This window comes from Sulfuricurvum sp. PD_MW2, from assembly GCF_002633015.1.
GTDB lineage: Bacteria > Campylobacterota > Campylobacteria > Campylobacterales > Sulfurimonadaceae > Sulfuricurvum.
In genome coordinates this window covers 142,065-165,884 of the sequence record NZ_NSIU01000001.1, presented here as the reverse complement: position 1 = coordinate 165,884, position 23,820 = coordinate 142,065, and the positions used below count along the sequence as shown (strand labels likewise).

Sequence of the window (23,820 nt, the reverse complement as noted above, 5' to 3'; positions counted from 1 at the left end):
GTTTATCAATGAAAATAGTCGTTATCCAAGGGCCGAATCTCAATATGTTAGGAGTTCGGGAACAACAAGTCTACGGACCGATGCGTTTGGAACAAATCCATGCGCAAATGAAAGATGTAGCAACCCAAAACGGAATTGAAATCGAATTTTATCAAAGCAACCTCGAAGGGGAGATCGTAGATCGTATTCAAGAGTGTTACGGCGATGCAGATGGTATTATTATCAATCCCGCAGCGTATACGCACACATCGATTGCTATTCGTGACGCAATCAGTGCCGTGAGTCTTCCGACCATTGAAGTGCATATCAGTAATATTTATCGCCGTGAAGAGTTCCGTCAAAAAAGTATGACAGCTCCGGTATGTACATCATCTATTATCGGATTTGGACCGTTTGGATACCATTTGGCAATGGTGGGAATGATGCAAATTTTGAGTGAAATCAACGCGATGCGTCAAGCTCAAGCAGCAGCACAACAAGGTGCAGAAGAAGAATAATGGCATTACGCCGAAAAATCGATCATAGACATACGATCTATATCGAACCGAATTTTCCCAGACGTGTAAAGCAAAAGAGCGTTTACCGTTATCGAGCCCATTTAGGGGTTGGGGGAAATATAGGGGATGTACGTAGAAGAATGAATCATTTGTGGTTCTATCTGCAGCGTTTGTCCCTTTTAGAAGTGATCCAAAGCGGGGTTATTCTACGAAATCCTCCGTTTGGATACACGCAACAAGGTGATTTTGAGAATACGGTGATGGAGATTGCTACGTCACTGCAGCCTAGGGCACTGTTACGGTTGATTTGGCGGATTGAAAAACGTTTTGGGCGACGTCGCAGTTTTGCGAACGCGCCGAGGACGTTGGACTTGGATATACTATTCTTTGAGAAACGATCCATTAAAACCAAAGAATTGGTGATTCCTCATCCTCATTGGCATGAGCGGGTAAGTGTAACCATACCACTTGGAAGTTTAGCTCGTAAGGGCGCACGGAGATATTATGAAAATCTTGACATTTAGCGGTACTACTCCGGCGGAAGCGCTAAAAAAAGCGCAGTTAGAGGTTGGCGAAGAAGCTATGCTGATCGAAACCCGCGAAGTACAAAAAAAATCGCTGGGAAAAAGTGCTTTGTATGAGATTGTGGTCGGTGTCGAAGAGAATGCTGCCCCTCCGACTCCTAAACCAAAGCCGAAAAATGAAGAGGCGTTTATGAAACAGCGTCCTCTAACCCAAAAAAGCAGCGATGTTCTCTATAATATTTCCGAAGCGGCGAAACAAATTTCTAAAATCGCTGAGGTCACCGAAGAGGATAGATCTCCGCGTCAAATGCCGCACAAAGAGAGCGAAGATCTCAAACGGATCAAAGAAGAGATCGAGAAACTCGGGGATAAAGTCAAGCTGATTCAAAATATGTTTTGGAGTGAAAAATCTCCGAAAACGACAGCTGCCATCCCGCCGGAGTTTGCTGAAATATACCGTCTTGCCCAAGAGAGCGGTATGGATCAGGAACATTTGGATGAGATTATGCATCTCACACTCGAGCATATGCCCTCTAAAATGCGGGAGAGTTCAGAAACCGTAAAACGGTATTTCCAGGTACTAATGCGTAAAATGATTCCGGTACGTTTAGAGACGTCTCCAAAACCTGGAAGCAAAAAAGTGATTATGCTCGTCGGTCCTACGGGAGTTGGAAAAACAACATCCATCGCAAAACTGGCGGCACGATTTTCGTATCTGTTAGAAAAAAAATACAAAGTCGGACTTGTTGTTCTCGATACCTATCGAATTGGTGCGGTTGAGCAGTTGATGCAATACGCTCGAATGATGAAACTCGGAATTGAAACCGTCGTTGATCCGCCGGAATTTTCGAATGCGTTGAATGCTTTGCGCTATTCGGATTATATTTTGATCGATACGATGGGTTCATCCCCTTACGATAAAGGGAAAATTGAAAAGATATACGAATGTCTTCGTGAAAACAACACTGAATATACGGTAGATGTCGTGCTGGTTATGCCAAGTTCGATCAAATACGATGATCTGAAAGCAACGTATGAGAATTTCGCTCCTTTGGGTATTGATACGATGATGTTCACCAAGCTGGATGAAACACGAGGATTTGGAAACATCTTTTCTCTCGTGTATGAGACGAAAGTACCGATTAGCTATTTCTCGGTTGGTCAGGAAGTACCCGAAGATTTGGTAGCGGCAACATCTGACTTTTTGGTTGATTGTTTGATGAATGGATTTAGCAGAGGTGAAAGTGTATGAACCACCAAGCCTCTAAGCTCGAAGCGATAGTAAACCAAAACCGCAATACAAAAGCTAAAAAGACCCGTTTTATAGCGATAACAAGTGGTAAGGGTGGCGTCGGAAAAAGCACTATCAGCTCCAATATGGCATTCGTTATGGCCAAATATGGATTGAAAGTCGGTATTTTCGATGCGGATATCGGTTTGGCCAATCTCGATGTCATGTTTAACGTCAAAATCAAAAAAAATATTTTGCACGTGCTCAAAGGGGAAGCCACTGTCGAGGAGATTTTGGTTCCGATCGGAGAAAATCTTGTATTAATCCCCGGAGAGAGCGGAGAAGAGATTTTTAAATACGCTTCAGGCGGATTATTCGAGCGGTTTATGGATCAAGCGGGTGTATTGGATGATTTGGATGTGATGATTATCGATACAGGTGCCGGAATCGGAGAACATATTCAGCTTTTTTTACGAGCATGTGATGATGTTATTGTTGTGACTGTTCCTGATCCTGCGGCAATTACCGATGCGTATGCAACGATCAAAGTCACCTCAAGGTTGCGTAATGAGATTAATGTGATTATGAACCAAGTCCGTTCAGGAAAAGAAGCTGAGACTCTGTTTGAAAAAATTCATAAAGTTGCCGCTGCGAATATCGGATCACCGTTACAATTGAATTACTTAGGACAAATCTCGAACGATCCGAAAATTTCAACCAGTGTCAAAAAAAGAGCCCTTTTTTCACAAGAGTTCCCGACGGCGACCCCAACAAATGAATTAGAGTTGATTGTTAAGCGAATTGCAAAAAAACTGGAACGAAATGTGCTCGTAGATCCCAAAGAAAGCGGTTTGGGCGGTTTGTTTAAACGTTTGATGGAACATTTTTGATCCATAAAGCGTTTATTTTAGGGGATACCATAGACTGTTTTTCGGAGTAAAGCGCTAAAAGAAGGATAATAAGAGGTATGAGGGGTTCGAATTTTGTCTCGTTTTTAACGGTACTGGGGTTTTTTATCGGTATTGTTTTCGGGATATTGCAATCGGACTCAGCCGAAAGCTTTTTGGGCTATGTCATCTTAATCATCCTCTTTTTTTATCTGTTCGCCCATTTGTGTGTCGGATTCTTTTTCCAATCACTCGGTGTTAAAGCACAGACTTTTCCGAAAAAAGCACATGAACACAACCTCGACTTTTTTGTGCGTGAAATCAATAAGCGTGAGCAGTTTATTGATGCTTTTTACACGCACAAATCCGAATTACTGGATGATCATCATGGAAGGGGGCAAGGATGAGCGGCGCTAATGTGTATTCACAAGAGCTGAAACATCGTGAAGATCAATTAGCTATTCAATTCCTCCCCGCGGTCAAAGCGATGTCTTTTCGTCTGAAAGAGCGCCTTCCAAGCTCGATTGATTATATGGATTTATGCGCTATTGGGACCGAAGAGTTGGTTAAACTGGCGCGCCGCTATGATGAGAGTCAAAACGATTCCTTTTGGGGATATGCAAAAACCCGTGTGTACGGTGCAATGCTCGATTATCTCCGATCACTTGATATGGTGAGTCGTTCGAGCCGCCGTTTGATCAAAGAGATCGATCATGCTATCGAAGTGTATATGGCGGATCATGATGATGAACCAAGCGATAAAGAACTCGCCGATATTTTAGGCATTGAAGAAGAAAAAGTGCGTGAAGCCCGTATCGCTTCAGATATTTATACCGTTCTTCCTCTGGATGATCAGCTTGGTACTCCCGAAGAGAGCGGAATGCTTGAACGGATAGAACACGAAGATTTGATTGAAGCGATTCAAGAAGTTTTGATGAGTTTCGAAGAGAGGGAACAAATCATCATACAGCTCTACTATTTCGAAGAGTTGACCCTCAAAGAGATCAGTGAGATTGTGAATATTACAGAGTCGAGGATTTCACAGATACACAAATCGGTGATTCGGCGGATTAAAGACGCAGTTGGAGGGCGCTGATGGCAGATATATTATCGCAAGAAGAGATTGACGCCCTTTTAGACGTTGTTGATGATGAGGGTGATAGTGCCTTAGAGACGGGCGATGATGCCCTTTTCCCTCAACGGCAGATCACGCTGTATGATTTTAAACGCCCTAACCGCGTCTCTAAAGAGCAGCTTCGTGCGTTTAGAGGGATTCATGACAAAATGGCACGTTCGATTGCATCCCAGATCTCTGCAATCATGCGTTCTATTGTAGAGATACAGCTCCATTCGGTCGATCAGATGACCTATGGAGAGTTTTTGATGTCTCTCCCAAATCCGACCAGTTTTAACGTTTTTTCGATGAAGCCGCTCGAAGGGAACGGTGTTTTAGAGATTAACCCATCAATCGCATTTCCGATGTTGGATCGAATCTTGGGGGGAAAAGGGGAACCTTTTGAAGCCAATCGTGAATTCTCCGATATCGAGCTCTCATTATTTGAGACTATTTTACGGGTTATGATGGGGACTTTGCGTGAAGCGTGGGGCCCTGTAACCGATCTTTATCCTCAGATTGAATCCAAAGAATCAAGTCCAAACGTCGTTCAAATCGTTGCCCAAAATGAGATCGTTGTCATGGTCGTTATGGAGATTATTATCGGGCACAGTTCGGGGATGATGAACATTTGTTATCCTGTTATCGCGCTGGAGCCGGTGTTGCCGAAACTTGCGAGCCGTGATTTGATGTTGAACGAAACAAGTTCGAAAAAAAGCCGTAACCAAGAGCTTCAAGTTCTCCTTGGTGGAGCGCATGTCAATGTTGAAGTGAACCTTGGAGAAGCAGAGTTAAGTCTTCATGAGCTTTTGGACTTAGCTGAAGGGGATATAATTCGCCTGAATATTCCTGCAGATGATGTAGTGCATGTCAGTGTGGATGGAAAAGAGCGATTTGTAGGTCAAATGGGGCTACGCCGTTTCCGCAAATCGATTCAGATTACATCGTTGATTGATACCGAAAAAGATGCTGTCAAACGGGCCCTTAAAGAGTTTGAAAACAAACGAAAAGCGCGTATCAGCGGTGTAAAAGAGATGATCAGCAGACCAGTTGAAGAAGAGGAGGACGATGATGAGTGATTTTTCAGGCGTATTTACAACAGAAGCAACTGCGACGATAGAAGGGCTTACGGGACAAGCTCCTACCATCACCCTTAAAGAAGCTGAAGATATCTCTATTGTTTCAAATGTAATTCCTCCTATTGCACAGATTCATGTCAGTTTTAGCGGGGCCGCTGCAGGCCGCGGAATTGTGATGATGCCTCCACAGCTTGCAACCGCATTGGGTGATATGATGCTAGGCGGAGACGGTGAAGCACACGACACGATGTCCGATGAAGATATGGATGCGGCCAAAGAGATTGTTTCCAATATCGTCGGAGCGATGAGTACGACTCTCGCGTCTCAAAAAGAGCTTCCGAAATTTACTATTAAACCTGAAAAAGCAGATTTTATTCCTGAGAGCGGTGAAGTCAACCTTGATGGATACGCTAAAATGTATGTGTTTAGTTTTTCTCTGGGGTCGATTAATTCATTGATGATGTTAGCTATCGATCAGACGATTTCTAATGCTCTAAACGGTACACAAGGGACTGCACCTAAAGCTGAGGGGAGCATTTTCGATGCTGCACCAACTGAGCCAGCAGTTAAACTTGACGATGGCGAGATGAAAAACATCGGATTGATTATGGGTGTAAAACTTCCGGTTCGCGTTCGTATCGGGAAGAAAAAGATGCTCCTTAAAGACGTCTTGAGTATGGATATCGGTTCGGTTATCGAACTTAATCAACTCGCGAACGATCCGCTTGATATTTTGGTTGATGATCATGTCATTGCACAAGGCGAAGTGGTTATTGTGGATGGAAACTTTGGTGTTCAAATTACGTCAATCGGAACGAAGCGCGATCGTTTGAATAAATTAAAAGGATAGTGATGGCGCCACGACACGGCAAAAAAAAAGTATATGAAAGCAGCCGTTACGTCAAAGATATAAAATCTGCGGACGTATGGAGTGTATTTAAAATTATTGCCGATTTTGTTCAAGGATTCGATGAATTAGGTGAATTAGGGCCATCCGTTACGATTTTTGGAAGTGCCCGCCTTGATGAGAAACACCCCTATTATCAACAGGCGATGAAGTTATCGGCTATGTTGGCAGAACGAGGGTATAACATTATCACGGGCGGTGGACCGGGGATTATGGAAGCTGCCAATCGTGGAGCCTATGATTATGAAAATGTAGAATCTATCGGATTGAACATTGAGCTTGCTTCCGAACAACAGCCAAATCCTTACATCAGTAAAGGGCAACGGTTCGATTACTTTTTTTCACGCAAAGTGATGCTGGTCAAATATTCCATGGCCTATGTCATTTTTCCGGGGGGATTTGGAACGCTTGATGAGATGTTTGAAGCGTTGACGCTGATTCAAACCCGAAAAGTGTGGGGTGTACGATTGTTTGTTGTTGGGACCGAATTCTATGCTCCTTTGATTCAGTTTATCAAAGAAAAGATGCTGAGTGAGGGGATGATTGATGAGAAAGATGTCCGTTTGATCAATCTAACCGACGATTTGGATTTTGTCGTTCAAGAGATCGAAAAATCGCTGTTTACACAGATACAGGCGATGGAGCGAGAGGGATTGACCGACACAAAATACTACAAAGCGCTTGCTTCTCATGGAGATGAAGCACGCTGTTATGCGGGGCAAGGGAGCAGCTAATGGCCAAAAAAGTTTTGATAGGAATGAGTGGCGGGGTTGACTCGACCGTTTCAACACTGCTTTTAAAAGAACAAGGATATGAAGTAGAAGGGGTTTATATGAAACTCCATTCGAAACCGGGATATCATGAAATTCATCAGGTCCGCGCCCAGAAAGCTGCTGATTTTGCCGGAGTAAAACTGCATATTCTAGATCTTCAAGAAGAATTTAATCAAAAAGTTTTTAGTCCGTTTATCGAAACGTATAAAGAGGGGAAAACACCCAACCCATGCGCACTGTGTAACCGTAATATCAAATTCGGAGCGATGGTGGCGTATGCGGATAGCGTCGGTGCCGATTATGTTGCGACAGGGCACTATATTCGTCATGATGGACAATATCTGCTCCAAGCGCATGATGATACAAAAGATCAAAGCTACTTTCTCTTTTACATCGAACCTACTCTTGTCAAACGGTTGCTGTTTCCTTTAGGTGAACGGCATAAAAGCGATATTAAAGCGTATGCAGCAAGTATTGAGGGGCTAGAATCGTTTGCGTCTCAAAATGAATCAAGTGAAATTTGTTTTGTCGAAACAACCTACATGGATGTTCTCAAACCCCATGTGCTCGTCGATCAAGAAGGTGAAGTTCTTGATATGGACGGTAAAGTAGTCGGAAAACATAAAGGGTATATGCACTATACGATCGGAAAGCGTAAAGGTTTCACCGTCAACGGTGCACACGATCCCCATTTTGTCGTAGAGATCAAGCCTGAAACGAATCAGATTGTTGTCGGTAAGCGAGAAGATCTTGAATGCCACCGAGTCGAATTGGAACGAGTCAATATGTTTGATTCCCGCAGCGAATTTGAGTGTGATGTTAAACTTCGCTATCGCACAACGGCTGTCCGATGCAGTGTTATAATTGAGGGAGATCGCGCACGTGTGGAATTGCACGAACCGGTACTTGGTGTTGCTTCAGGACAGGCGGGCGTTTTTTATGAGGGGGAAAAACTCCTGGGCGGCGGGTGGATCGTTTGATCCGCTCCAAAAAGAAAATCATCGCCGCAGGGATTATCGGCAACGTCATTGAATATTACGATTTCGCCCTCATCGGCTTTTTAGCTGTGATGATGGGAAATCTATTTTTCCCTTCGAATGATCCTTTTCTTTCTCTATTAGGTTCTTTTGGAGCATTTGCTGCAGGGATGGTTATGCGTCCCCTGGGTGCATTAGTATTCGGTCATATCGGAGATCGTGTAGGACGCAAATACGCACTGATGAGCTCACTCATGATGATGGCGCTTCCGACTTTTTTGATCGGATTTTTGCCTACCTATGCTCAAATAGGGATTATGGCACCTATACTTTTAGTTCTACTACGGATGGTTCAAGGGCTCTCTGTCGGAGGAGAGTATGCAAGCTCCATCGTCTATTTGGTCGAACAATCTTCACCGAATTCTCAAAATCTCTATGGCTCGTTTGTCTCGGTCGGTGCTAAAATCGGTATGGCTCTGGGCTCCGGCTTATGCGGAGCGTTATTGTGGTATCTGGGTGAAGAGGCGATGGGTGAATGGGGATGGAGAATCCCATTTTTACTCAGTATTGTTATTGCAGCTGCAGGGTTGTATTTGCGTCGAAATCTTGCCGATGATTACGTTCCGAGTGAAGATAAAACCGTACCTATTATGGCTATATTACGTCATCACAGAGGGGAATTTTGGCAATTCCTGATCGTTGCATCATCAATTTGGATTTTTTATTATACGGTATTTGTCTATCTCCCGATATGGTTGCAAGGGAGCGCGCATCTCTCAAAAGCGCAAGCGGGGCAGATTAATACATTATCAATTATCGTAGGGGTTGTTTTTATACCGTTGATGGCGATGGTTGCGGATAAAATCGGTTCATTACGTGTTATGCGTATTGCTGCATTAGGATTGGCACTGGGTATCTATCCTTTGATGGTAGCAATGAGTATCGGAGGGTATTGGATTGCATTGGCTGGGACGGTCGTTATGGTCATATTCTTATGTGCATTTCAAGCGCCGATATTCGCATCCACCGTTACTGCTTTGAGCTATCATGGCTATCGCGCCTCATTTACGGCAGTGATTTTGGGAAGTGCGGCAGGGATAGTAGGTGGAATCACCCCTGCACTGATGACCTCTTTAGAAAAGGTGAGCGGAGATCCGTATGCACCTGCTGCATTGATAGCGGCAACGTCTTTGGTCGGATGGATCGTCCTTAGACGTGCACCGGTTTAAAAAGAGATTTCATCAACGGAAATTCCATGATTTTTTCAGGATTGGTCTCTCCATTTAGATTAACGATTTTTAGTCGCCCATAACCGTTATTGAAATCGTTGGCCAGATCATAGACAACTCCGACGATTGTCAATTTTCCGCTTTCAACATCTTCTTTGAACTCTTTTTGCGCGTAGTAGGCTTGTTGATGGACATTGCTAATGACTGCTGCGAGCCATTTTCCCTCTTCAGTACCGCTATTTAATGATGTTTTGCGTACCGCCAAGGAGAGTGAATCCAGCTCTTTGATAATATGTGGCCCCTCCTCGGAGTAATCACCCAACGCAGCTTTGATAGCACCGCATCGTGAATGCCCCACAATAATCAATAGCGGTGTATTGAGGTGGCGCACACCGTACTCGACACTTCCCATATTGGAGCTGAACTGATTTCCGATGTTGCGGATGATAAAAAGATCATTCTCTGCCGTTGCATCCAATGCATCGCTTTGGAAACGGGAATCTGAGCATCCGATAACCGTTGCGCGCGGATGTTGGGAATTTTTCATTTTTTCAAAGAAAGAGGTTCCTTGATGATTGACATAGTAATCATTTTGAGAAATGACTTCTGAAAACATTTTGTTGGCAATCTCTTGCAATTGGGCAGTGTTAGGTGTGCTGTGATGCGCATCGGAAGCAAATGCTATATTGGGGGCTAGGATGGCACTCCCTGAGGTAATGGCAAAAAATTTAAGAAACGTACGCTTATCCATTCGACTATCCTTATTAATGATGGAGATAGTGTAGCATAAAAACACCTACTCGGAACGATTCAAATCGTTTGATTGAAGGGCGTTGTTCTCAATCGCCGCAGCTGCTTCATCCGAGGGTGATGTGTTGAATAGATCGACTACACTTTGATTGTTATCCAAAAGAGTTTGGTTCTCTTTTTTAGACGGAGTCATAACCTCTTTGAAATCAGGAATTACAACACCTCTGCGTTTTAGGATTTTGTAGATAATACGAGAGCGGTTTTGGACGTATTTTTGATCGCCTGTCGGATCATATTTGATTGGATTTGGAAGTACTGCGGCCAAACGTGCCGCTTCCAATCCAGAAAGATTTTTTGCACTTTTATGATAGTAATGGCGCGCTGCTGCTTCAATCCCGAAAATTCCGTCACCCCACTCGGCGACGTTGAGATATATTTCTAAAATTCGACGTTTAGAAAGTGTCTTTTCAATACGCCATGTGATGATGGCCTCTTTGATTTTGCGTACGGGATTTTTGCTTGGAGAGAGGTAGAGATTTTTAGAGAGCTGTTGAGAAATTGTACTTCCTCCGGCAACTTTCCCTTTTGTCAGGGTTTTTTCGAGAGCTTGTTCCATCCCTTTGACATCGAATCCGTCATGATTCCAAAATTTATCGTCTTCGCCGATCAATACGGCTTTGATGACATTCGGGGAGATTTGGGACATACGTACCCATTTTTGATTAATTTGCATCTCTCGATTTTGTTCTGCCCATTCGGCTTTTCGGAATTCCATAAATGCGGTAGGGACCGGATTCGTTTCTATCAAATCAGAGACATTAGGGTACACAAAATAGCGACCTATATCGAGCACTCCGCCGAAGATAAAAAGGAGGATGAAGCGTTTGAGTTTAGACATTAGGATTCCATATTGAGTTTTGGTAGATGCCATTGTTTGCTAACGGCTAAAAGACGTAAAAAGATAGCAAATGCTGCAACACCCGCAACACCTAGCGTATTAATCATATCCATTTGTGCCAAGAGAAGAAGGAGTACGGAGACGATGATGGCGATAGAACCGTAAAAATCGCTGATCAGGACAGAGGGGACCTGATTGATCATCGTATCGCGCAGCACTCCGCCTCCTACTGCCGTGAGAAAGCTCAAAATCATCACTCCGAAGAAATTGAACTCCACTTCGATCGCGAGGAGGGCACCGGTAATGCTAAATGCGACCAAGCCGATCGTATCAGAGATGATAAAGAGCCACTGACGTTCCAACTGCTCACGACGGTAGAGTCGAAACGAAAAAGCCAGAAAGATGGTGACGATCACGGTGATAGCCGGATAATATTCATTGAAAGCAAACGGTGTGCGTCCGAGGATGACATCACGAACGACACCTCCGCCCAATGCGGTTAGCGATGCGGAGATGATTAGGCCAAGAAGATCGAGATTGTTCCGTACACCCACGAGGAACCCGCTGAGGGCAAAGGCGATAATACCGAGAATATCGGCGGCAAGAACGAGATTGAACTCAGACATTCGGAGTGCGGTAGTTTTCTTTGAAACTGACGTAACGCTTCGCTGAGGCATAGAGTTCGGCGACCTCTTCATCGGTGAGCTCTCGCACCACTTTAGCAGGGCTCCCCATGATGAGGGAGCGCGGCGGGAATACTTTATTTTTTGTGACCAATGCACCCGCACCGACGATAGACTCTTTGCCGATTACGGCACCATCGAGAATTGTAGCGGACATTCCGATTAAACATGCATCTTCGATCGTGCAGCCGTGAAGCATAACCCGATGTCCGACAGTGACGTCATTTCCGATGATAGTCGGATAGCCATCAGACATATCGTCACGTTTGTGGTGGGTAATATGTACCATACTTAAATCTTGGATACTGGTACGATCGCCGATTTTGATGTAGTGTACGTCGGCACGGATGACCGTACCAAACCAAATGCTGACATCTTCACCGATTTCGGCTCTTCCGATCACGTCAGCAGAGGGGGCGATCCATGTTCGTTCCCCGATTTTAGGGGAATAGTGCAAATAATTTCCGATCATTTTGATTCCTTAGCTCTCTTTGAACAGTCGCGTAGTTAATTGTTGTACGTAATTCGGAGCCTGCTTTTTGACTGAATTATACACTTTATTCGTGTGGGTCTCTACGATGCTATGGCTATTGATCGGATTTTGTCCGTCATGGGTTACTCTGACATACGTTCCATCGCTTTGGAGCTCATGGGCGAGGACATTGTCTGAAATCTGCAGCTGTAAAATCTGCATCAGTTTATTGGATGCGTCTTCACCGTTAATCGGGGTGAGAAGTTCAATCCGACGCAATAGATTTCTTGGCATCCAATCAGCACTAGAAATATAGGTTTGCGGCGTGGAGTGTTTAAAGTAGAAAATACGAGCATGCTCAAGGTACTTTCCGATAATCGAGATAACGCGGATATTTTCACTTACCCCTTTTACTCCAGGACGCAGACAACAGACCCCTCGTATGATCAGGTCGATTTTAACTCCTGCTTGAGAAGCTTTATAAAGGGCACGGATGATATCTTCGTCGACCAAAGCGTTCATTTTGGCGATAATGACACCCTCGTGACCCATACGTGTTTCATTATGGATGAGAGAGAGAATTTTTGGTTTGATCTGCGTTGGTGCCATATAGAGCTCATTGAGCTTCCCTTTTTTACTGAATCCAGTCAAAAAGTGGAAAAAACGGGTCATGTCATAGGTGATCGCATCATCGCTGGTCATGTAGCTGATATCGGTATAAACGGTCGCGGTCGAAGGGTTATAATTTCCGGTCCCCAAATGGGCGTATTGTTTGAGTTTTCCATCTACGCGGCGGGTAATAAGCGCCGCTTTGGCATGAACTTTAAATCCGGTAATACCATAGATAACATGCGCACCGGCACTTTCAAGCGCTTTTGCCCACTGAAGATTGTTTTCTTCGTCAAAACGGGCGCGCAATTCTACCATGACGGTGACTTGTTTCCCCGCTTCGGCTGCTGCAATCAATGATTGTACGATAACCGATTTGGAACCGGAACGATAGAGTGTCATTCGGATTGAGACGACATCAGGGTCTTTTGCTGCCGTTTGGATCAATCGGACAACGGGTTCAAAACTCTCAAATGGATGGAACAAAACCAGATCTTGTTTGTCGAGAATCGTGTATAGGTTTTCGTCCGAATCAAGCGGCGGTAGATTTCGAGGTTTAAAACTAGGGACATTGAGATGTGCAAAATCTTTGTTTCCGACCACTTGCCACAATGCACCCAAATTGAGATAAGTTTGGAAGCGGTAAATGTCATCTTTGAAGACATTCGCATGACGATTGAAGAAATTGAGCAGATCATCATCAGCATGATTGCTGAGTTCAAGACGGACAATTTCCCCTTTTTTACGGAGTTTCAATCCTTCTTCGAGGATCTCCATAAAATCATCCGCTTCCTCTTCTTCAATCGCCAAATCTGCATTTCGGGTGATACGGAATGCGGAGAATTTGAGCAATTCATAGCCTGGAAAGAGATCTTGGATATGTTCGGAGACGATACTGCCGATTGGAATATAGATACGATTATCGATATCGACAAAACGCGGTAAAACGCGCGGAATACGGATAATCCCATAGCGCTCGACACTCGGATCGTCTTTGTCGCGGAGTTTGACGATTTGCCCAAAGCTTAGGTTGTTGAGATGCGGGAATGGATGGGTTGCATCGACAGCAATAGGGACAACGACGGGATAGATATTCTCTTTGAAATAGTTGTCGAGATATTGTTGCTGTTGAGCGGTTACTTGTTTATAAGGCTTGAAAAAGATCCCCTCTTTTTCAAGTTTTTCCATGATTCCTAACAGACACTCTTCAACTTCTATCTGTTCTTTGTGCAAATACGAACGGATTTCACGAAGCTGATGTAACGGGGTAAATCGATCGGCACCGGAGACGTTCACTCCCGCGCTGAAGAGTTTTTTGAGCCCTGCAATACGGATCATATAAAACTCATCGAGATTGGTTCCATAAATCGCTAAAAATTTGAGTCTCTCAAAAAGCGGGAGGGATTCGTCTTGTGCCTGTCGAAGGACACGGGTATTAAATTGGAGCCATGATAGCTCGCGGTTGATATAAAGTGCTGGATCTTTGTAATTATTTGGCATAAGTTCTACCGATTTTGGTTTTAAGTTAACGGGATTATATTATACTTATCGTTACAAAAAAGGAACACTATGTCAACATTTCAAATTTTAATGTTTGCGGCGACACTTTTTTTCGCATATCAGATTTATCAGCACGTCCAAACACTTGAAGATAAAACATCGGCAAACGAACCTTCACAAGAGGGAGACAGTGCAGTTTTCTCAGCGGAATCGTTGGTTGAAGAGGCGGATGATGCGTATGAACGTGGAGAGACGGAGAGAGCCCAATCGATTCTCGAAGAGGCGCATCGGATGGAACCTGAAAATCCGGAAATTATTAACAAACTTGCATACGTAACGGCAAAAAATGGAGATCGGCTCAAAGGGATCAAATTGTACGAGAGATCGTTGGAACTGGATGAAAACGATGATTTGACCCACAACGCTATAGCGTCATTGTACCGATCCGAGAGGGCGTACGAACGAGCTCAGGACCATTACCTCAAAGCGCTTGAGATTGACGATCAATATTATCAGACCTATTTTAATTACGGCAATTTGTTGTCAGACATGGGGAACATTGAGGAAGCCAGAACGATGTACAAACGCGCACTTGAACTTCAAAACGATTTTCCGCAGGCGCGAGAGGCATTGCTCACATTAGGAGAGAAAATATGATCGATGATCAAGCCCGACTTGCCGTATTAATCGATGCGGATAATTCTCAACCTTCGATCATTGCAGGTCTCATGGACGAGATTGCGGCGCACGGTATTGCGAGTGTCAAACGAATTTACGGTGATTGGACGGACATGAAGCTCAAAGGGTGGAAAAACGTTCTTTTGGAACATGGTCTTCATCCGATGCAGCAATTTGCCTACACTACCGGGAAAAATGCTACGGACAGTGCGATGATCATCGATGCGATGGATCTGCTCTATACGAAAAATTTTGACGGATTTTGCATTGTCTCGAGTGACAGTGATTTTACCCGTTTGGCAAGCCGTATTCGGGAATCGGGGATCAAAGTGTACGGGTTTGGAGAACAAAAAACGCCCAAAGCATTCATCGGCGTATGTGATAAATTTATTTATACAGAAAACCTTCGACGCTCATCCAATCATAAAGAGCATGTCAAAATCAAAGGGGACGATAAGGCTCTTTTGGCACTGGTACGCAATGCCATCGAAGATACGACAAACGAAGCGGGGTGGTCTTATCTTGGGGCAATCGGACAAAATTTGATCAATAAATCTCCCGAATTCGATCCCCGTAGTTATGGGTTCAAAAAACTGCTTGATCTGATAGAGAGTTTGGGAGAGTTTGAGTTTAAATACTCCGATCCGCTTTCAGGTTCACAGGCGGTACACGTTCGGATCAAACGTCCAAAAAGGAGTTATGAAAAATGACAGTCAAAGAGATCTATGAGCATCTGGATACCCTTTCTCCCTTCGCGATGCAAGAAGGGTGGGATAACTCTGGTCTTTTGGTTGGGGACTTTGCCCAAAAGATTGAACACGTGGTACTCAGTATCGACATCGATGAAGAATTGATTGAATCTATTCCTGAGAATGCGTTGTTAATTACCCACCATCCGGTGATTTTTGGCGGATTGAAGCAGTTGCAGTTCAATCAATATCCCGCAAAAATTGTTGCACCGATGATTCGAAAAAATATTACTAATATCGCGATGCACACCAATTTTGACCAAACCCATCTAAACGATTATGTCGCAACCGAAGTATTGGGATATCCGATTATCGCAAAAGAGGGATTTGTCGCGTATCTTGGGATAGATGAAGCGTATGATACGTTTGCGGCAAAGATCAAGATGGCATTAGGCCTTCCCCATACAAGGGGAGTGAAATGTCATGAGTATATCCGAACATGCGCATTAGTGACTGGATCGGGTGCATCACTGATGCGCCAAATAGAAGCCGATTGCTTTTTGACGGGAGATATCAAGTACCATGACGCGATGGAAGCACAGTCACTTGGATTGTCGATGATCGACATCGGACACTATGAGAGTGAACGCTATTTTGGTGAGGTTTTAGGGAGACATTTGGAAAAATTAGGATTGAGTGTTATAATTTCACCATCAAAAAACCCCTTCACCTATCTTTAAGTGTAAAAGGGCATCTCAAATGCCCTATATTAGGTAATTGTGTAACTCCAAAAGGAACCGTATGAACAAACACCTTGAACAATTGATCGAACTTTCTCAGGTAGACAAAGAGATTGACGCGTTTGAACCGCAAATCGAAGAAGCAAACCTTCAGTATGAAGCATTGATGGCGACAAAAAACGGCATCGCAAATGAAATCAATACTCTCAAACAAGAGATTAAAGACGAACAAATCAAAAAACATAAAAATGAGCTTCACCTTGCTGAACTCTCTTCAAAATTGGAAGAGAACGCTAAAAAAAGCGGTGAAGTGAAAACAGAACGTGAAATGAAATCGCTTCAGCTTGAAGAAGAGATTGCAAAAGAGCAAGTGAGCTTCGCTAACGAAGAGATTGAGCGTTTGGAAAAATTGATCGATCATAAACAAAGCAAAATCGATGAGCTTGAAACAAAAGCTGCGGAGATCGAAGGGACACTTTCTAGCGTAAAAGCGGATGTTGATGTCAAATTGGCACGCATAGACGAAGAGCGCAAAGAGGTATTCGCTCGTAAAGAAGCGCTCGTTGGAACAATGAATCAAAAAGGATTGTCGTTCTACCAAAAAATTCGCCGCTGGGCAAAAAATACGACGGCAGTACCGGTTCGCAATCAAGCATGTATGGGTTGTTTTATGGCGGTAAGCGATAAAGTATACAGCGACGTCATCAAAGGCGAAGAGATTACTCTCTGCCCACACTGTGGACGTATCTTATTTTTAGAGCCTTCTGACGCTATCGGTGCGTAACATACTGTTCGATCTTTTTTACACTTTGGTTGCGGCGTTCCTTTACGTCGTAACTTTTCCTGCATTGATTTTTCTTTCATTCAAAAAAAAATATCGCGATTCCATTCCGGCACGTTTTTTTGGCAGAAATAATTCTCCGTTTGATGAGCATGATATTTGGTTTCATGTCTGTTCTTTGGGAGAGGCAAAAGCGATTGCTCCGATTGTAGAAAAACTGAAAGATAAGAAGATCGCCATCAGCGTTATCACGCATACAGGATATGAGGCAGCGTCTAAATACGTTGCTCAGGTGAGATACCTCCCTTATGAAATCTGGCTATGGTTTTGGATCAAACGTCCGAAAACCGTTGTGGTGCTCGAAGCGGAGTTTTGGTATCTATTGTTTCGTTTAGTTCGTGTACGAGGCGGGCGTGTTATTGCTCTCAATGCCCGTATCAGTGATCGAAGCTTTCCTAAATACTATCGGATGCGATGGTTTTATCGGATATTACTCTCTCAATGCGATCGTATTTTTTGTCAAAGTACTGAAGATATGGCTCGCTTCATCGCTTTGGGAGCCAAAAATGTCGAAGTCGTTGGGAATATTAAACTCTCCCAAAAGATTGAAGCTACAAAGCATTATATGAAACCAACGGGGACGGTTGTTGTCGCAGCGAGTACCCATGAGGGGGAAGAGGAGGGGATACTTAGAGGCTTTATTACGTATCACATGTATAACCCATCCTCAAAGTTGCTCGTCGTTCCGCGTCACCCGGAGCGTTTTGCCAAAGTGGGAGAACTGATTCAGAAAATAGCGCCTCAGATGAGTGTTGAGCGCTGGAGCCAATCGCAAACGTTGGAAAGTGACATTATCCTCGTCGATGCAATGGGAGAACTCAACAATCTCTATGCCATTAGTGACATCGCGATTTTGGGAGGAGCTTACGCACCGATCGGGGGGCATAACCCCCTTGAACCTGCAACATTCGGATGCAAAATCATTACGGGCGAGCAGATGTTTTTGCAACGTGAGTTGTTTAAATACGTCTCGCATGTACAGTTCACAACATTGGAGAATATTGAGACGGCACTGAAAAATGCCGAAAGAATGCCTCCATCACAGATCAACGGAAGTGTCGATCTGCAAAAAGTACTTAATTATTTAACGGAGAAATAAAATGGAAAAACCAAAAGCGTATAAGCTCCTAGCAGAGCAAGAGGGAATATCCAACTCTGAGGCCAAATCACTGATCGATCGCGGTTTGGTTTATGTCGGAAATAACAAGGTGATGATCGCACGGGGCGAGATCAGTCCAAAGACAGTGTTCATCGTCCAAAAAGTGGAAAAAGTTCGCCCGATTTTTGAAAACGACGATTTGATCGTTGTCGATAAGCCGGCATTTGTCAACTCCGATGAGATTGAGCGTCAATTCAAAGGTTCACAATTACTGCACCGTCTTGATCGTGAAACGAGCGGTGTGTTGATGCTGGTCAAAAACGAAGAGTTCCGTCTCAAAGCGATCAGCGAATTTAAAAAAGACCGTGTTTACAAAGAGTACGTCGCGTGGGTCGAGGGATTGGTAACCGAACCGTTTGTGATCGATCAGCCGCTCATTACCGAGAAAAAAGGGAACAAAGCCTATACAAAAGTGGCTAAAAAAGGGAAACCTGCTATTACCGAAGTGACACCGATCGAAGTGTCGGGGAAAAAGACAAAGGTACAGTTGATCATCCATCATGGACGAACGCATCAAATCCGTGCGCACATGAAATTCGCACAACATCCGATTATCGGAGATGAGAGTTACGGCGGACGACAGTCGAAGAGGGTTATGCTTCATGCGAAAAAAGTGACGTTACTTGGGCAAACATTTGAAGCGCCTGAGCCGAAAGTATTCGGGCATTTTGGAAGTTGATAACACTATAAAGTCTAAATCAAGAAAAAATTAAGTATAATTCGAAACTTTTTATACCCTGTAACCAAAGCATTTAGGAGCTGAAGTGTTTGATACACTAACCGAATCATTTACATCCGCCATTCGCAAAATCCGTTTTCACGATGATGAAAAGGCGTTGACAAAAGCATTGGGCGAGTTGAAAAAAGCGCTTCTCAAAGCCGATGTAAATCATAAAGTCGTTAAAGAGCTGATCGATTCTGTTGAGATCAAAACGAAACAAAGCGGCATCGGTAAAGATCAGTTTTTGGATGCATTACGTACCTCTTTGTATGCACTTTTGGACGTCAAAGGCAAATCAGGGTTTGTGTATGCACCGGTATCTCCAACCGTTATTTTAATGAGCGGTTTGCAAGGTTCTGGTAAAACAACGACGACTGGAAAATTGGCGAACTGGCTCAAAGTACGTCAAAAGAAAAAAGTTCTCGTTGTAGCAGCGGACTTACAGCGTCTTGCGGCGGTAGAGCAACTTCGCCAAGTGTGTGCTAGCATCGATGTAGAACTGTATGCCGATGATACGACGAAAAATCCGGTTGATGTGGTCAAAGCGGCATTGGATCATGCGAAGAAAGTGCTTGTTGATGTCGTTCTCATCGACACCGCAGGACGTTTGGCAATTGATGATGAGTTGATGGGCGAATTGGCCGAAGTCAAAGCGGCTGCCAACCCTCATGAGATTTTCTACGTTGCCGACTCACTCTCTGGGCAAGATGCGGTTCGTACTGCTGGGACGTTTAACGAAAAAATCGGTATCGACGGGGTCATTCTCACCAAATACGATGGGGATTCCAAAGGGGGAGTTGCACTCGGCATCGCTTCTCAGATCCAAGTGCCGCTCCGCTTTATCGGTGCGGGTGAGAAGATGGAAGACCTTGAAATCTTCTTGCCGGATCGTATCGTCAACCGTCTCATGGGACTTGGTGATATCGAAGGGCTTGCAGAACGTACCGCTTCTGTTATCGATGAGAAAAAAGCGAAACAGCTCAGCAAAAAGATCAAAAAAGGTGAATTTAACTTTAATGACTTTTTAGAGCAAATGGAAAGTCTCAAAAAGATGGGAAGTATGAAATCTATTCTCGGTATGATTCCGGGAATGGGGAATATGGCTTCTGCCCTCAAAGATTTTGACTTGGAAAACTCCAGTCAGCTCAAACAAATTAAAGCTCTTGTATCCTCGATGACGGTGAAAGAACGCGAAGATCCGGAGTTGCTCAACAACAGCCGAAAAGCCCGTTTGGCAAAAGGGTGCGGTTTGGATATCATCGAAGTGAACCGTATTTTGAAACAGTTCAAAAATGCCTCGAAGATGGCAAAAAAATTCTCCGGCAAACAGGGGATGAAAGATCTTCAAAGTATGATGGGACAGATGCAGGGGATGCGCTTACCACGCTAAACTCTGCGTCAGAGCGTTAAGGTAGCCGCTTTTCGAAGCGCTTATCTTAGCGTTCAAGCGATTTTGCGGTTTTTCTTTTGCTTTTGTGGGCAAAACACTCTGCAAAGTTACTTTAACGTGAAACATTAAACACAAGGAACACACTATGGCAACAGTCATCCGTCTTACCCGTATGGGACGTAAAAAACAACCTTTCTACCGTATCGCGGTAACCGATAGTCGTAAACGCCGTGATGGCGGTTGGATCGAATTGATCGGTTATTACAACCCAATGACAGACCCAATCACTACAAAAGTAGATGAAGAGCGTCTAAACTACTGGTTGAGCGTTGGTGCTCAAATGTCAGACCGCGTTAAAAAAATTACCGGTAAATAATCATGGTCGCGGACTTCGTCGCAGGTTTTGCTAAGTTAATAGCCTCTTATCCCGAAGAGATTCGGGTGGAGTCGTTTGATGGTGACGAAGTGACCGAAATCGTTTTGTACGCCAATCAGGCAGATGTGGGCAAGCTGATCGGAAAAGAGGGTAAAATGATCGGTGCGATCAAAACCGTCATTTCCGGATGCAAAGCCAAAGACGGAAAAAGTTACCGAATCAATGTCGAACCGCTTTCGTAATTCACAGCCTGAAAATCTTCTTCATGTCGCTACTTTAGGTCGCAGTGTCGGCCTTAAAGGGGACATGAAACTGAACCTCTTCACCGATTTTCCCGAACAGTTTATCCCCAATGCTGCTTTTATGCTTGAAAATGGCAAAGAGATCGTTTTGCTTTCCTATAACGCTGAACGTGAACTTGTCCATCTCAAAGGAATCGATACTCCTGAAGCGGCCAAAGTACTCACGAATGCGAAATTATTCACCACATACGAAGCAACACGCGAGCGATGCAACCTGAGTGAAAATGAGTTTTTTTGGTTTGATTTATTGGGTGCCAGTGTCGTTGAGGGAGAGATGATTTTGGGTAAAGTACAAGAGATTGAACGGATCGGTGTTCAGGATTATCTTTTGGTGGCAACCGATGGCGCATTGGTTGCCAAAGGATTAAGTGCAACGTTTTTAATTCCGTACATTGATCACTTTGTTCTCAAAACGGATGCAGCTGCAAAAGTGATCAGTGTAGAGGGCGGATTGGATCTGTTAGAGGCATCCTGATGCGCTTTACCTATGTCACTATTTTCTCCAACCTAATCGAGGGGTATTTTCAAGATTCAATCCTCAAGCGGGGGATCGAAGCGGGGAAGTTCTCGATACACTTTCTCAATCCCAGAGATTTTAGTACATCAAAACATCACAAAGTCGATGATACCGCTGCCGGAGGCGGTGCTGGAATGGTGATGACCCCTCAGCCCCTTTTTGATACATTAAAAACACTTCCTGAAAATGCCCATATTATTTTTGTGGCACCGGTAGGGAAGCAATTTACCCAAAACGATGCAAAGCGCCTTGCTTCAAAGCAACATGTCGTTTTTGTTAGCGGCCGGTATGAAGGGATTGATGAGAGGGTGGTTGAGCGTTTTGCCGATGAAGTGTTCAGTATTGGTGATTATGTTCTCACCGGAGGAGAACTCCCGTCTCTCGTAATGACAGATGCTATCGTCCGAAATATCGAAGGGGTACTCGGTAATAGCGAGTCACTGGAGTATGAGAGTTTCGAATCCCCACTCTTGGAAGCACCTACGTTTGGGAAACCCCCGCTCTATGAGAATATGAGTGTTCCATCAGAATACTTAAAGGGAAATCATAGTAAAATCCGTGCACTAAAATCGTCTCTGTCTGAATGCAAAACTGCATACTTCAGGCCGGAGCAGCTTCAAAAGCATAAACTAAGGACATCTTATGAAAAATAAGTATATTGCAAGCTTCGAACAAGCGCAAATCGCTGGTAAAAACATCCCTGAGTTCCGTGCAGGTGACACTCTTCGTTTGGCAGTAACCATTACTGAAGGTGAAAAATCACGTGTTCAAAATTATGAAGGTATCTGTATCTCTATTCGTGGAGAAGGTACTGGTAAAACTATTACTGTACGTAAAATCGGTGCTAACGGTGTTGGTATCGAACGTGTATTCCCAATCTACAGCGACAGCCTCGAGAAAATCGAAGTTCTTCGCCGTGGTCGTGTACGTCGTGCGAAATTGTTCTACCTACGTGACCTTGCTGGTAAAGCAGCGCGTATTAAAGAAATTCGCCGCAAGTAATCTCTCTGCCGCTTCTCAAAGCGGCACTTTATTCTTCATTTCGTTTCTTATTCTCTTTTTATTTTCCATAGAACACCAGCAGTCAGCATAACGGCAAAAACAATCATTGCAATAAATGCATCGAATGTTCCCATTGAATTTTGAAACGGCAATCCGCCTGTATTCATTCCAAAAAATCCGACTACCAGATTGAGCGGGAGAAAAATCACCGAAATAATGGTGAGCAGATAGATGCTCCGATTCATTCGGTCATTGGATCGAAGGGTGTAATAATGATAGAGATTATCCAACTGATCTTTTACCGCAACGTTAGAGCGTAAAATTCGCTCTAGATGCTCATGAAGATCATTAAATTCATTGAGGGGAAATGTATCTAGAGCTTTTGATTTTGTCATAAAAATTTTGAGAGCATCGACCGCTTTTAAAAGGACTCGTTCTGAGCGTGAAAGTTCCTTTTTGAGTTCGTGCCAGTGATCCATAAAAGAAGAGGTAAATTTTTTATACAGGCTCTCTTCGAGAGAAACTACCTTTTCTTGAACATACTCAATATCATGCATGAGCGAATCGATTTTGTCATTTAAAAAATGGTATAGCTCTTCGAGATTATTAACAAAAGAGTGAAATAGGTTTTGCTTTTTATCGTAGTAATAAACTACATTTTCAGAGAGAATGAATCCGTATGAATGGATTTTAGATCTTTTCCCGATCTGTTCAGGAAGACGCAGAATAAGTATAGAATAGTTATTATATTCTTCATACATAGAAGGATGAAGCGGATTTTGGAGATCTTTTAGGTGAAGTTCGTGTATATCCACCATGAAATTATTCTCCTTTTAACGCTCGTTCAATGTCACGCTTGATGCTTTTTTCTTTTAAATCATCGCGTTTATCGTAAAGTTTTTTCCCTTTGACGATAGCGACTTGCATTTTAGCGATATTTCGATCGTTAAAATAGATGCTGAGCGGGACAAGTGTAAATCCCTCTTTTTCGACTGCTTTGAACATTTTGTCGATCTGTTTTTTATGGAGCAACAACTTTCGGCTTCCGCGCTCTTCATGGGCATAAAAACGGTGTGTTGTATCGAGTACGCCAATATGGACTCCAAAAACAAATGCTTCACCGCGAACGATTTTGATGAATCCGTCTTTGAGGTTGACACGACCGGCACGAAGCGATTTGACTTCACTCCCTTTGAGCACTAAACCTGCTTCGAATTTCTCTTCGATATAGTAATCAAAAAAGGCTTTTTTGTTGGTAGCGATATTTTCACCCAT

General features: G+C 43.7%; 30 protein-coding genes. 23 read left to right on the top strand and 7 right to left on the bottom strand.

Going from position 1 to position 23,820, the window contains the following annotated elements; translation table 11 throughout:
- Nucleotides 1-8: 8 nt before the first annotated feature.
- The 11 genes from aroQ to CJD30_RS00805 all read left to right on the top strand — a co-directional run bounded on the left by aroQ (nt 9) and on the right by CJD30_RS00805 (nt 9,218).
- Complete coding sequence (aroQ, locus tag CJD30_RS00855; protein ID WP_294915363.1) at nt 9-497, top strand: type II 3-dehydroquinate dehydratase; 489 nt, start codon at nt 9-11, stop codon at nt 495-497.
- A complete protein-coding gene (folK, locus tag CJD30_RS00850; protein WP_294915361.1) occupies nt 497-1,021 on the top strand; it encodes a 2-amino-4-hydroxy-6-hydroxymethyldihydropteridine diphosphokinase in 525 nt (174 codons plus the stop codon). The genes aroQ and folK overlap by 1 nt, the downstream gene beginning before the upstream one ends.
- On the top strand, nt 1,002-2,273 hold the full coding sequence (flhF, locus tag CJD30_RS00845) for a flagellar biosynthesis protein FlhF (protein WP_294915359.1): 1,272 nt from the start codon (nt 1,002-1,004) through the stop codon (nt 2,271-2,273). The genes folK and flhF overlap by 20 nt, the downstream gene beginning before the upstream one ends.
- On the top strand, nt 2,270-3,142 hold the full coding sequence (locus CJD30_RS00840) for a P-loop NTPase (RefSeq protein WP_294915357.1): 873 nt from the start codon (nt 2,270-2,272) through the stop codon (nt 3,140-3,142). The genes flhF and CJD30_RS00840 overlap by 4 nt, the downstream gene beginning before the upstream one ends.
- Before the next feature lie 77 nt (nt 3,143-3,219).
- Nucleotides 3,220-3,546, top strand: coding sequence for a hypothetical protein (locus CJD30_RS00835; protein WP_294915355.1), 327 nt, complete (start codon nt 3,220-3,222; stop codon nt 3,544-3,546).
- A complete protein-coding gene (locus tag CJD30_RS00830; RefSeq protein ID WP_294915354.1) occupies nt 3,543-4,235 on the top strand; it encodes an RNA polymerase sigma factor FliA in 693 nt (230 codons plus the stop codon). The genes CJD30_RS00835 and CJD30_RS00830 overlap by 4 nt, the downstream gene beginning before the upstream one ends.
- Nucleotides 4,235-5,332, top strand: a complete 1,098-nt coding sequence (gene fliM / locus CJD30_RS00825) for a flagellar motor switch protein FliM (RefSeq protein ID WP_294915352.1) — start codon at nt 4,235-4,237, stop codon at nt 5,330-5,332. Before CJD30_RS00830 ends, fliM begins: the two co-directional genes overlap by 1 nt.
- Nucleotides 5,325-6,182 (top strand): flagellar motor switch protein FliY, encoded by an 858-nt coding sequence (gene fliY, locus CJD30_RS00820; protein ID WP_294915350.1) that lies wholly within the window; start codon nt 5,325-5,327, stop codon nt 6,180-6,182. Before fliM ends, fliY begins: the two co-directional genes overlap by 8 nt.
- Before the next feature lie 2 nt (nt 6,183-6,184).
- On the top strand, nt 6,185-6,973 hold the full coding sequence (locus CJD30_RS00815) for a TIGR00730 family Rossman fold protein (RefSeq protein WP_294915349.1): 789 nt from the start codon (nt 6,185-6,187) through the stop codon (nt 6,971-6,973).
- Entirely contained in the window at nt 6,973-7,992 is a 1,020-nt protein-coding gene (gene mnmA, locus CJD30_RS00810; protein ID WP_294915347.1) for a tRNA 2-thiouridine(34) synthase MnmA, read from the top strand. Before CJD30_RS00815 ends, mnmA begins: the two co-directional genes overlap by 1 nt.
- Nucleotides 7,980-9,218, top strand: coding sequence for an MFS transporter (locus CJD30_RS00805; protein ID WP_294915345.1), 1,239 nt, complete (start codon nt 7,980-7,982; stop codon nt 9,216-9,218). Before mnmA ends, CJD30_RS00805 begins: the two co-directional genes overlap by 13 nt.
- Here the strand turns inward: CJD30_RS00805 and CJD30_RS00800 are convergent.
- From CJD30_RS00800 to CJD30_RS00780, 5 genes are read right to left on the bottom strand one after another with little or no spacing between them, the layout of a single operon-like run.
- A complete protein-coding gene (locus tag CJD30_RS00800; protein WP_294915343.1) occupies nt 9,199-9,969 on the bottom strand; it encodes a carbonic anhydrase in 771 nt (256 codons plus the stop codon). The two genes, CJD30_RS00805 and CJD30_RS00800, sit on opposite strands and share 20 nt — an antisense overlap.
- Before the next feature lie 45 nt (nt 9,970-10,014).
- Nucleotides 10,015-10,866 (bottom strand): monofunctional biosynthetic peptidoglycan transglycosylase, encoded by an 852-nt coding sequence (gene mtgA, locus CJD30_RS00795; RefSeq protein WP_294915341.1) that lies wholly within the window; start codon nt 10,864-10,866, stop codon nt 10,015-10,017.
- On the bottom strand, nt 10,866-11,492 hold the full coding sequence (locus tag CJD30_RS00790; protein WP_294915339.1) for a TRIC cation channel family protein: 627 nt from the start codon (nt 11,490-11,492) through the stop codon (nt 10,866-10,868). The genes mtgA and CJD30_RS00790 overlap by 1 nt, the downstream gene beginning before the upstream one ends.
- Nucleotides 11,485-12,021 (bottom strand): gamma carbonic anhydrase family protein, encoded by a 537-nt coding sequence (locus CJD30_RS00785; RefSeq protein WP_294915338.1) that lies wholly within the window; start codon nt 12,019-12,021, stop codon nt 11,485-11,487. Before CJD30_RS00785 ends, CJD30_RS00790 begins: the two co-directional genes overlap by 8 nt.
- 9 nt (nt 12,022-12,030) lie before the next feature.
- Nucleotides 12,031-14,130, bottom strand: a complete 2,100-nt coding sequence (locus CJD30_RS00780) for an RNA degradosome polyphosphate kinase (protein ID WP_294915336.1) — start codon at nt 14,128-14,130, stop codon at nt 12,031-12,033.
- A 69-nt stretch (nt 14,131-14,199) separates the two neighbouring features.
- Between CJD30_RS00780 and CJD30_RS00775 the strand changes: the two genes are divergently transcribed.
- From CJD30_RS00775 to rplS, 12 genes are all read left to right on the top strand, one after another.
- Nucleotides 14,200-14,787 carry a tetratricopeptide repeat protein gene (locus tag CJD30_RS00775; protein WP_294915333.1) on the top strand — a complete coding sequence of 196 codons (588 nt, stop codon included), beginning with the start codon at nt 14,200-14,202 and terminating at the stop codon, nt 14,785-14,787.
- The gene (locus CJD30_RS00770; protein WP_294915331.1) at nt 14,784-15,518 is read left to right on the top strand and encodes an NYN domain-containing protein; all 735 of its coding nucleotides are present in this window, start codon (nt 14,784-14,786) and stop codon (nt 15,516-15,518) included. The genes CJD30_RS00775 and CJD30_RS00770 overlap by 4 nt, the downstream gene beginning before the upstream one ends.
- Entirely contained in the window at nt 15,515-16,237 is a 723-nt protein-coding gene (locus CJD30_RS00765) for a Nif3-like dinuclear metal center hexameric protein (protein WP_294915329.1), read from the top strand. Before CJD30_RS00770 ends, CJD30_RS00765 begins: the two co-directional genes overlap by 4 nt.
- 61 nt (nt 16,238-16,298) lie before the next feature.
- The gene (locus CJD30_RS00760) at nt 16,299-17,021 is read left to right on the top strand and encodes a zinc ribbon domain-containing protein (RefSeq protein WP_294915327.1); all 723 of its coding nucleotides are present in this window, start codon (nt 16,299-16,301) and stop codon (nt 17,019-17,021) included.
- Nucleotides 17,014-18,177 (top strand): lipid IV(A) 3-deoxy-D-manno-octulosonic acid transferase, encoded by a 1,164-nt coding sequence (waaA, locus tag CJD30_RS00755; protein WP_294915325.1) that lies wholly within the window; start codon nt 17,014-17,016, stop codon nt 18,175-18,177. The genes CJD30_RS00760 and waaA overlap by 8 nt, the downstream gene beginning before the upstream one ends.
- A 1-nt stretch (nt 18,178) precedes the next feature.
- Nucleotides 18,179-18,916 (top strand): RluA family pseudouridine synthase, encoded by a 738-nt coding sequence (locus CJD30_RS00750; protein ID WP_294915323.1) that lies wholly within the window; start codon nt 18,179-18,181, stop codon nt 18,914-18,916.
- A gap of 85 nt (nt 18,917-19,001) precedes the next feature.
- Nucleotides 19,002-20,348 carry a signal recognition particle protein gene (gene ffh, locus CJD30_RS00745; RefSeq protein ID WP_294915321.1) on the top strand — a complete coding sequence of 449 codons (1,347 nt, stop codon included), beginning with the start codon at nt 19,002-19,004 and terminating at the stop codon, nt 20,346-20,348.
- Between the two features lie 145 nt (nt 20,349-20,493).
- A complete protein-coding gene (gene rpsP / locus CJD30_RS00740; protein ID WP_013459360.1) occupies nt 20,494-20,724 on the top strand; it encodes a 30S ribosomal protein S16 in 231 nt (76 codons plus the stop codon).
- Nucleotides 20,725-20,726: 2 nt separating this feature from the next.
- A complete protein-coding gene (locus tag CJD30_RS00735; protein WP_294915319.1) occupies nt 20,727-20,966 on the top strand; it encodes a KH domain-containing protein in 240 nt (79 codons plus the stop codon).
- Nucleotides 20,947-21,501, top strand: coding sequence for a ribosome maturation factor RimM (rimM, locus tag CJD30_RS00730; RefSeq protein ID WP_294915317.1), 555 nt, complete (start codon nt 20,947-20,949; stop codon nt 21,499-21,501). Before CJD30_RS00735 ends, rimM begins: the two co-directional genes overlap by 20 nt.
- Nucleotides 21,501-22,196, top strand: a complete 696-nt coding sequence (gene trmD / locus CJD30_RS00725; protein WP_294915315.1) for a tRNA (guanosine(37)-N1)-methyltransferase TrmD — start codon at nt 21,501-21,503, stop codon at nt 22,194-22,196. Before rimM ends, trmD begins: the two co-directional genes overlap by 1 nt.
- A complete protein-coding gene (rplS, locus tag CJD30_RS00720; protein WP_294915313.1) occupies nt 22,186-22,545 on the top strand; it encodes a 50S ribosomal protein L19 in 360 nt (119 codons plus the stop codon). Before trmD ends, rplS begins: the two co-directional genes overlap by 11 nt.
- Before the next feature lie 47 nt (nt 22,546-22,592).
- On the opposite strand, the gene CJD30_RS00715 is transcribed toward rplS, so the two are convergent.
- Nucleotides 22,593-23,363, bottom strand: coding sequence for a CorA family divalent cation transporter (locus CJD30_RS00715; protein WP_294915311.1), 771 nt, complete (start codon nt 23,361-23,363; stop codon nt 22,593-22,595).
- A 4-nt stretch (nt 23,364-23,367) separates the two neighbouring features.
- Nucleotides 23,368-23,820: an SsrA-binding protein SmpB gene (smpB, locus tag CJD30_RS00710; RefSeq protein ID WP_013459365.1), complete on the bottom strand. Its 453-nt coding sequence runs from the start codon at nt 23,818-23,820 to the stop codon at nt 23,368-23,370.

Coding starts and splice junctions, on each gene's coding strand:
- CJD30_RS00770 (WP_294915331.1), top strand. CDS start 14,784: ATGATCGATGATCAAGCCCGACTTGCCGTATTAATCGATGCGGATAAT.
- CJD30_RS00830 (WP_294915354.1), top strand. CDS start 3,543: ATGAGCGGCGCTAATGTGTATTCACAAGAGCTGAAACATCGTGAAGAT.
- CJD30_RS00815 (WP_294915349.1), top strand. CDS start 6,185: ATGGCGCCACGACACGGCAAAAAAAAAGTATATGAAAGCAGCCGTTAC.
- trmD (WP_294915315.1), top strand. CDS start 21,501: ATGCGCTTTACCTATGTCACTATTTTCTCCAACCTAATCGAGGGGTAT.
- fliM (WP_294915352.1), top strand. CDS start 4,235: ATGGCAGATATATTATCGCAAGAAGAGATTGACGCCCTTTTAGACGTT.
- rplS (WP_294915313.1), top strand. CDS start 22,186: ATGAAAAATAAGTATATTGCAAGCTTCGAACAAGCGCAAATCGCTGGT.
- mtgA (WP_294915341.1), bottom strand. CDS start 10,866: ATGTCTAAACTCAAACGCTTCATCCTCCTTTTTATCTTCGGCGGAGTG.
- CJD30_RS00775 (WP_294915333.1), top strand. CDS start 14,200: ATGTCAACATTTCAAATTTTAATGTTTGCGGCGACACTTTTTTTCGCA.
- CJD30_RS00715 (WP_294915311.1), bottom strand. CDS start 23,363: ATGGTGGATATACACGAACTTCACCTAAAAGATCTCCAAAATCCGCTT.
- fliY (WP_294915350.1), top strand. CDS start 5,325: ATGAGTGATTTTTCAGGCGTATTTACAACAGAAGCAACTGCGACGATA.
- rimM (WP_294915317.1), top strand. CDS start 20,947: ATGTCGAACCGCTTTCGTAATTCACAGCCTGAAAATCTTCTTCATGTC.
- smpB (WP_013459365.1), bottom strand. CDS start 23,820: ATGGGTGAAAATATCGCTACCAACAAAAAAGCCTTTTTTGATTACTAT.
- rpsP (WP_013459360.1), top strand. CDS start 20,494: ATGGCAACAGTCATCCGTCTTACCCGTATGGGACGTAAAAAACAACCT.
- flhF (WP_294915359.1), top strand. CDS start 1,002: ATGAAAATCTTGACATTTAGCGGTACTACTCCGGCGGAAGCGCTAAAA.
- CJD30_RS00765 (WP_294915329.1), top strand. CDS start 15,515: ATGACAGTCAAAGAGATCTATGAGCATCTGGATACCCTTTCTCCCTTC.
- CJD30_RS00800 (WP_294915343.1), bottom strand. CDS start 9,969: ATGGATAAGCGTACGTTTCTTAAATTTTTTGCCATTACCTCAGGGAGT.
- CJD30_RS00840 (WP_294915357.1), top strand. CDS start 2,270: ATGAACCACCAAGCCTCTAAGCTCGAAGCGATAGTAAACCAAAACCGC.
- CJD30_RS00735 (WP_294915319.1), top strand. CDS start 20,727: ATGGTCGCGGACTTCGTCGCAGGTTTTGCTAAGTTAATAGCCTCTTAT.
- mnmA (WP_294915347.1), top strand. CDS start 6,973: ATGGCCAAAAAAGTTTTGATAGGAATGAGTGGCGGGGTTGACTCGACC.
- CJD30_RS00780 (WP_294915336.1), bottom strand. CDS start 14,130: ATGCCAAATAATTACAAAGATCCAGCACTTTATATCAACCGCGAGCTA.
- CJD30_RS00835 (WP_294915355.1), top strand. CDS start 3,220: ATGAGGGGTTCGAATTTTGTCTCGTTTTTAACGGTACTGGGGTTTTTT.
- folK (WP_294915361.1), top strand. CDS start 497: ATGGCATTACGCCGAAAAATCGATCATAGACATACGATCTATATCGAA.
- CJD30_RS00760 (WP_294915327.1), top strand. CDS start 16,299: ATGAACAAACACCTTGAACAATTGATCGAACTTTCTCAGGTAGACAAA.
- CJD30_RS00785 (WP_294915338.1), bottom strand. CDS start 12,021: ATGATCGGAAATTATTTGCACTATTCCCCTAAAATCGGGGAACGAACA.
- CJD30_RS00750 (WP_294915323.1), top strand. CDS start 18,179: ATGGAAAAACCAAAAGCGTATAAGCTCCTAGCAGAGCAAGAGGGAATA.
- aroQ (WP_294915363.1), top strand. CDS start 9: ATGAAAATAGTCGTTATCCAAGGGCCGAATCTCAATATGTTAGGAGTT.
- CJD30_RS00790 (WP_294915339.1), bottom strand. CDS start 11,492: ATGTCTGAGTTCAATCTCGTTCTTGCCGCCGATATTCTCGGTATTATC.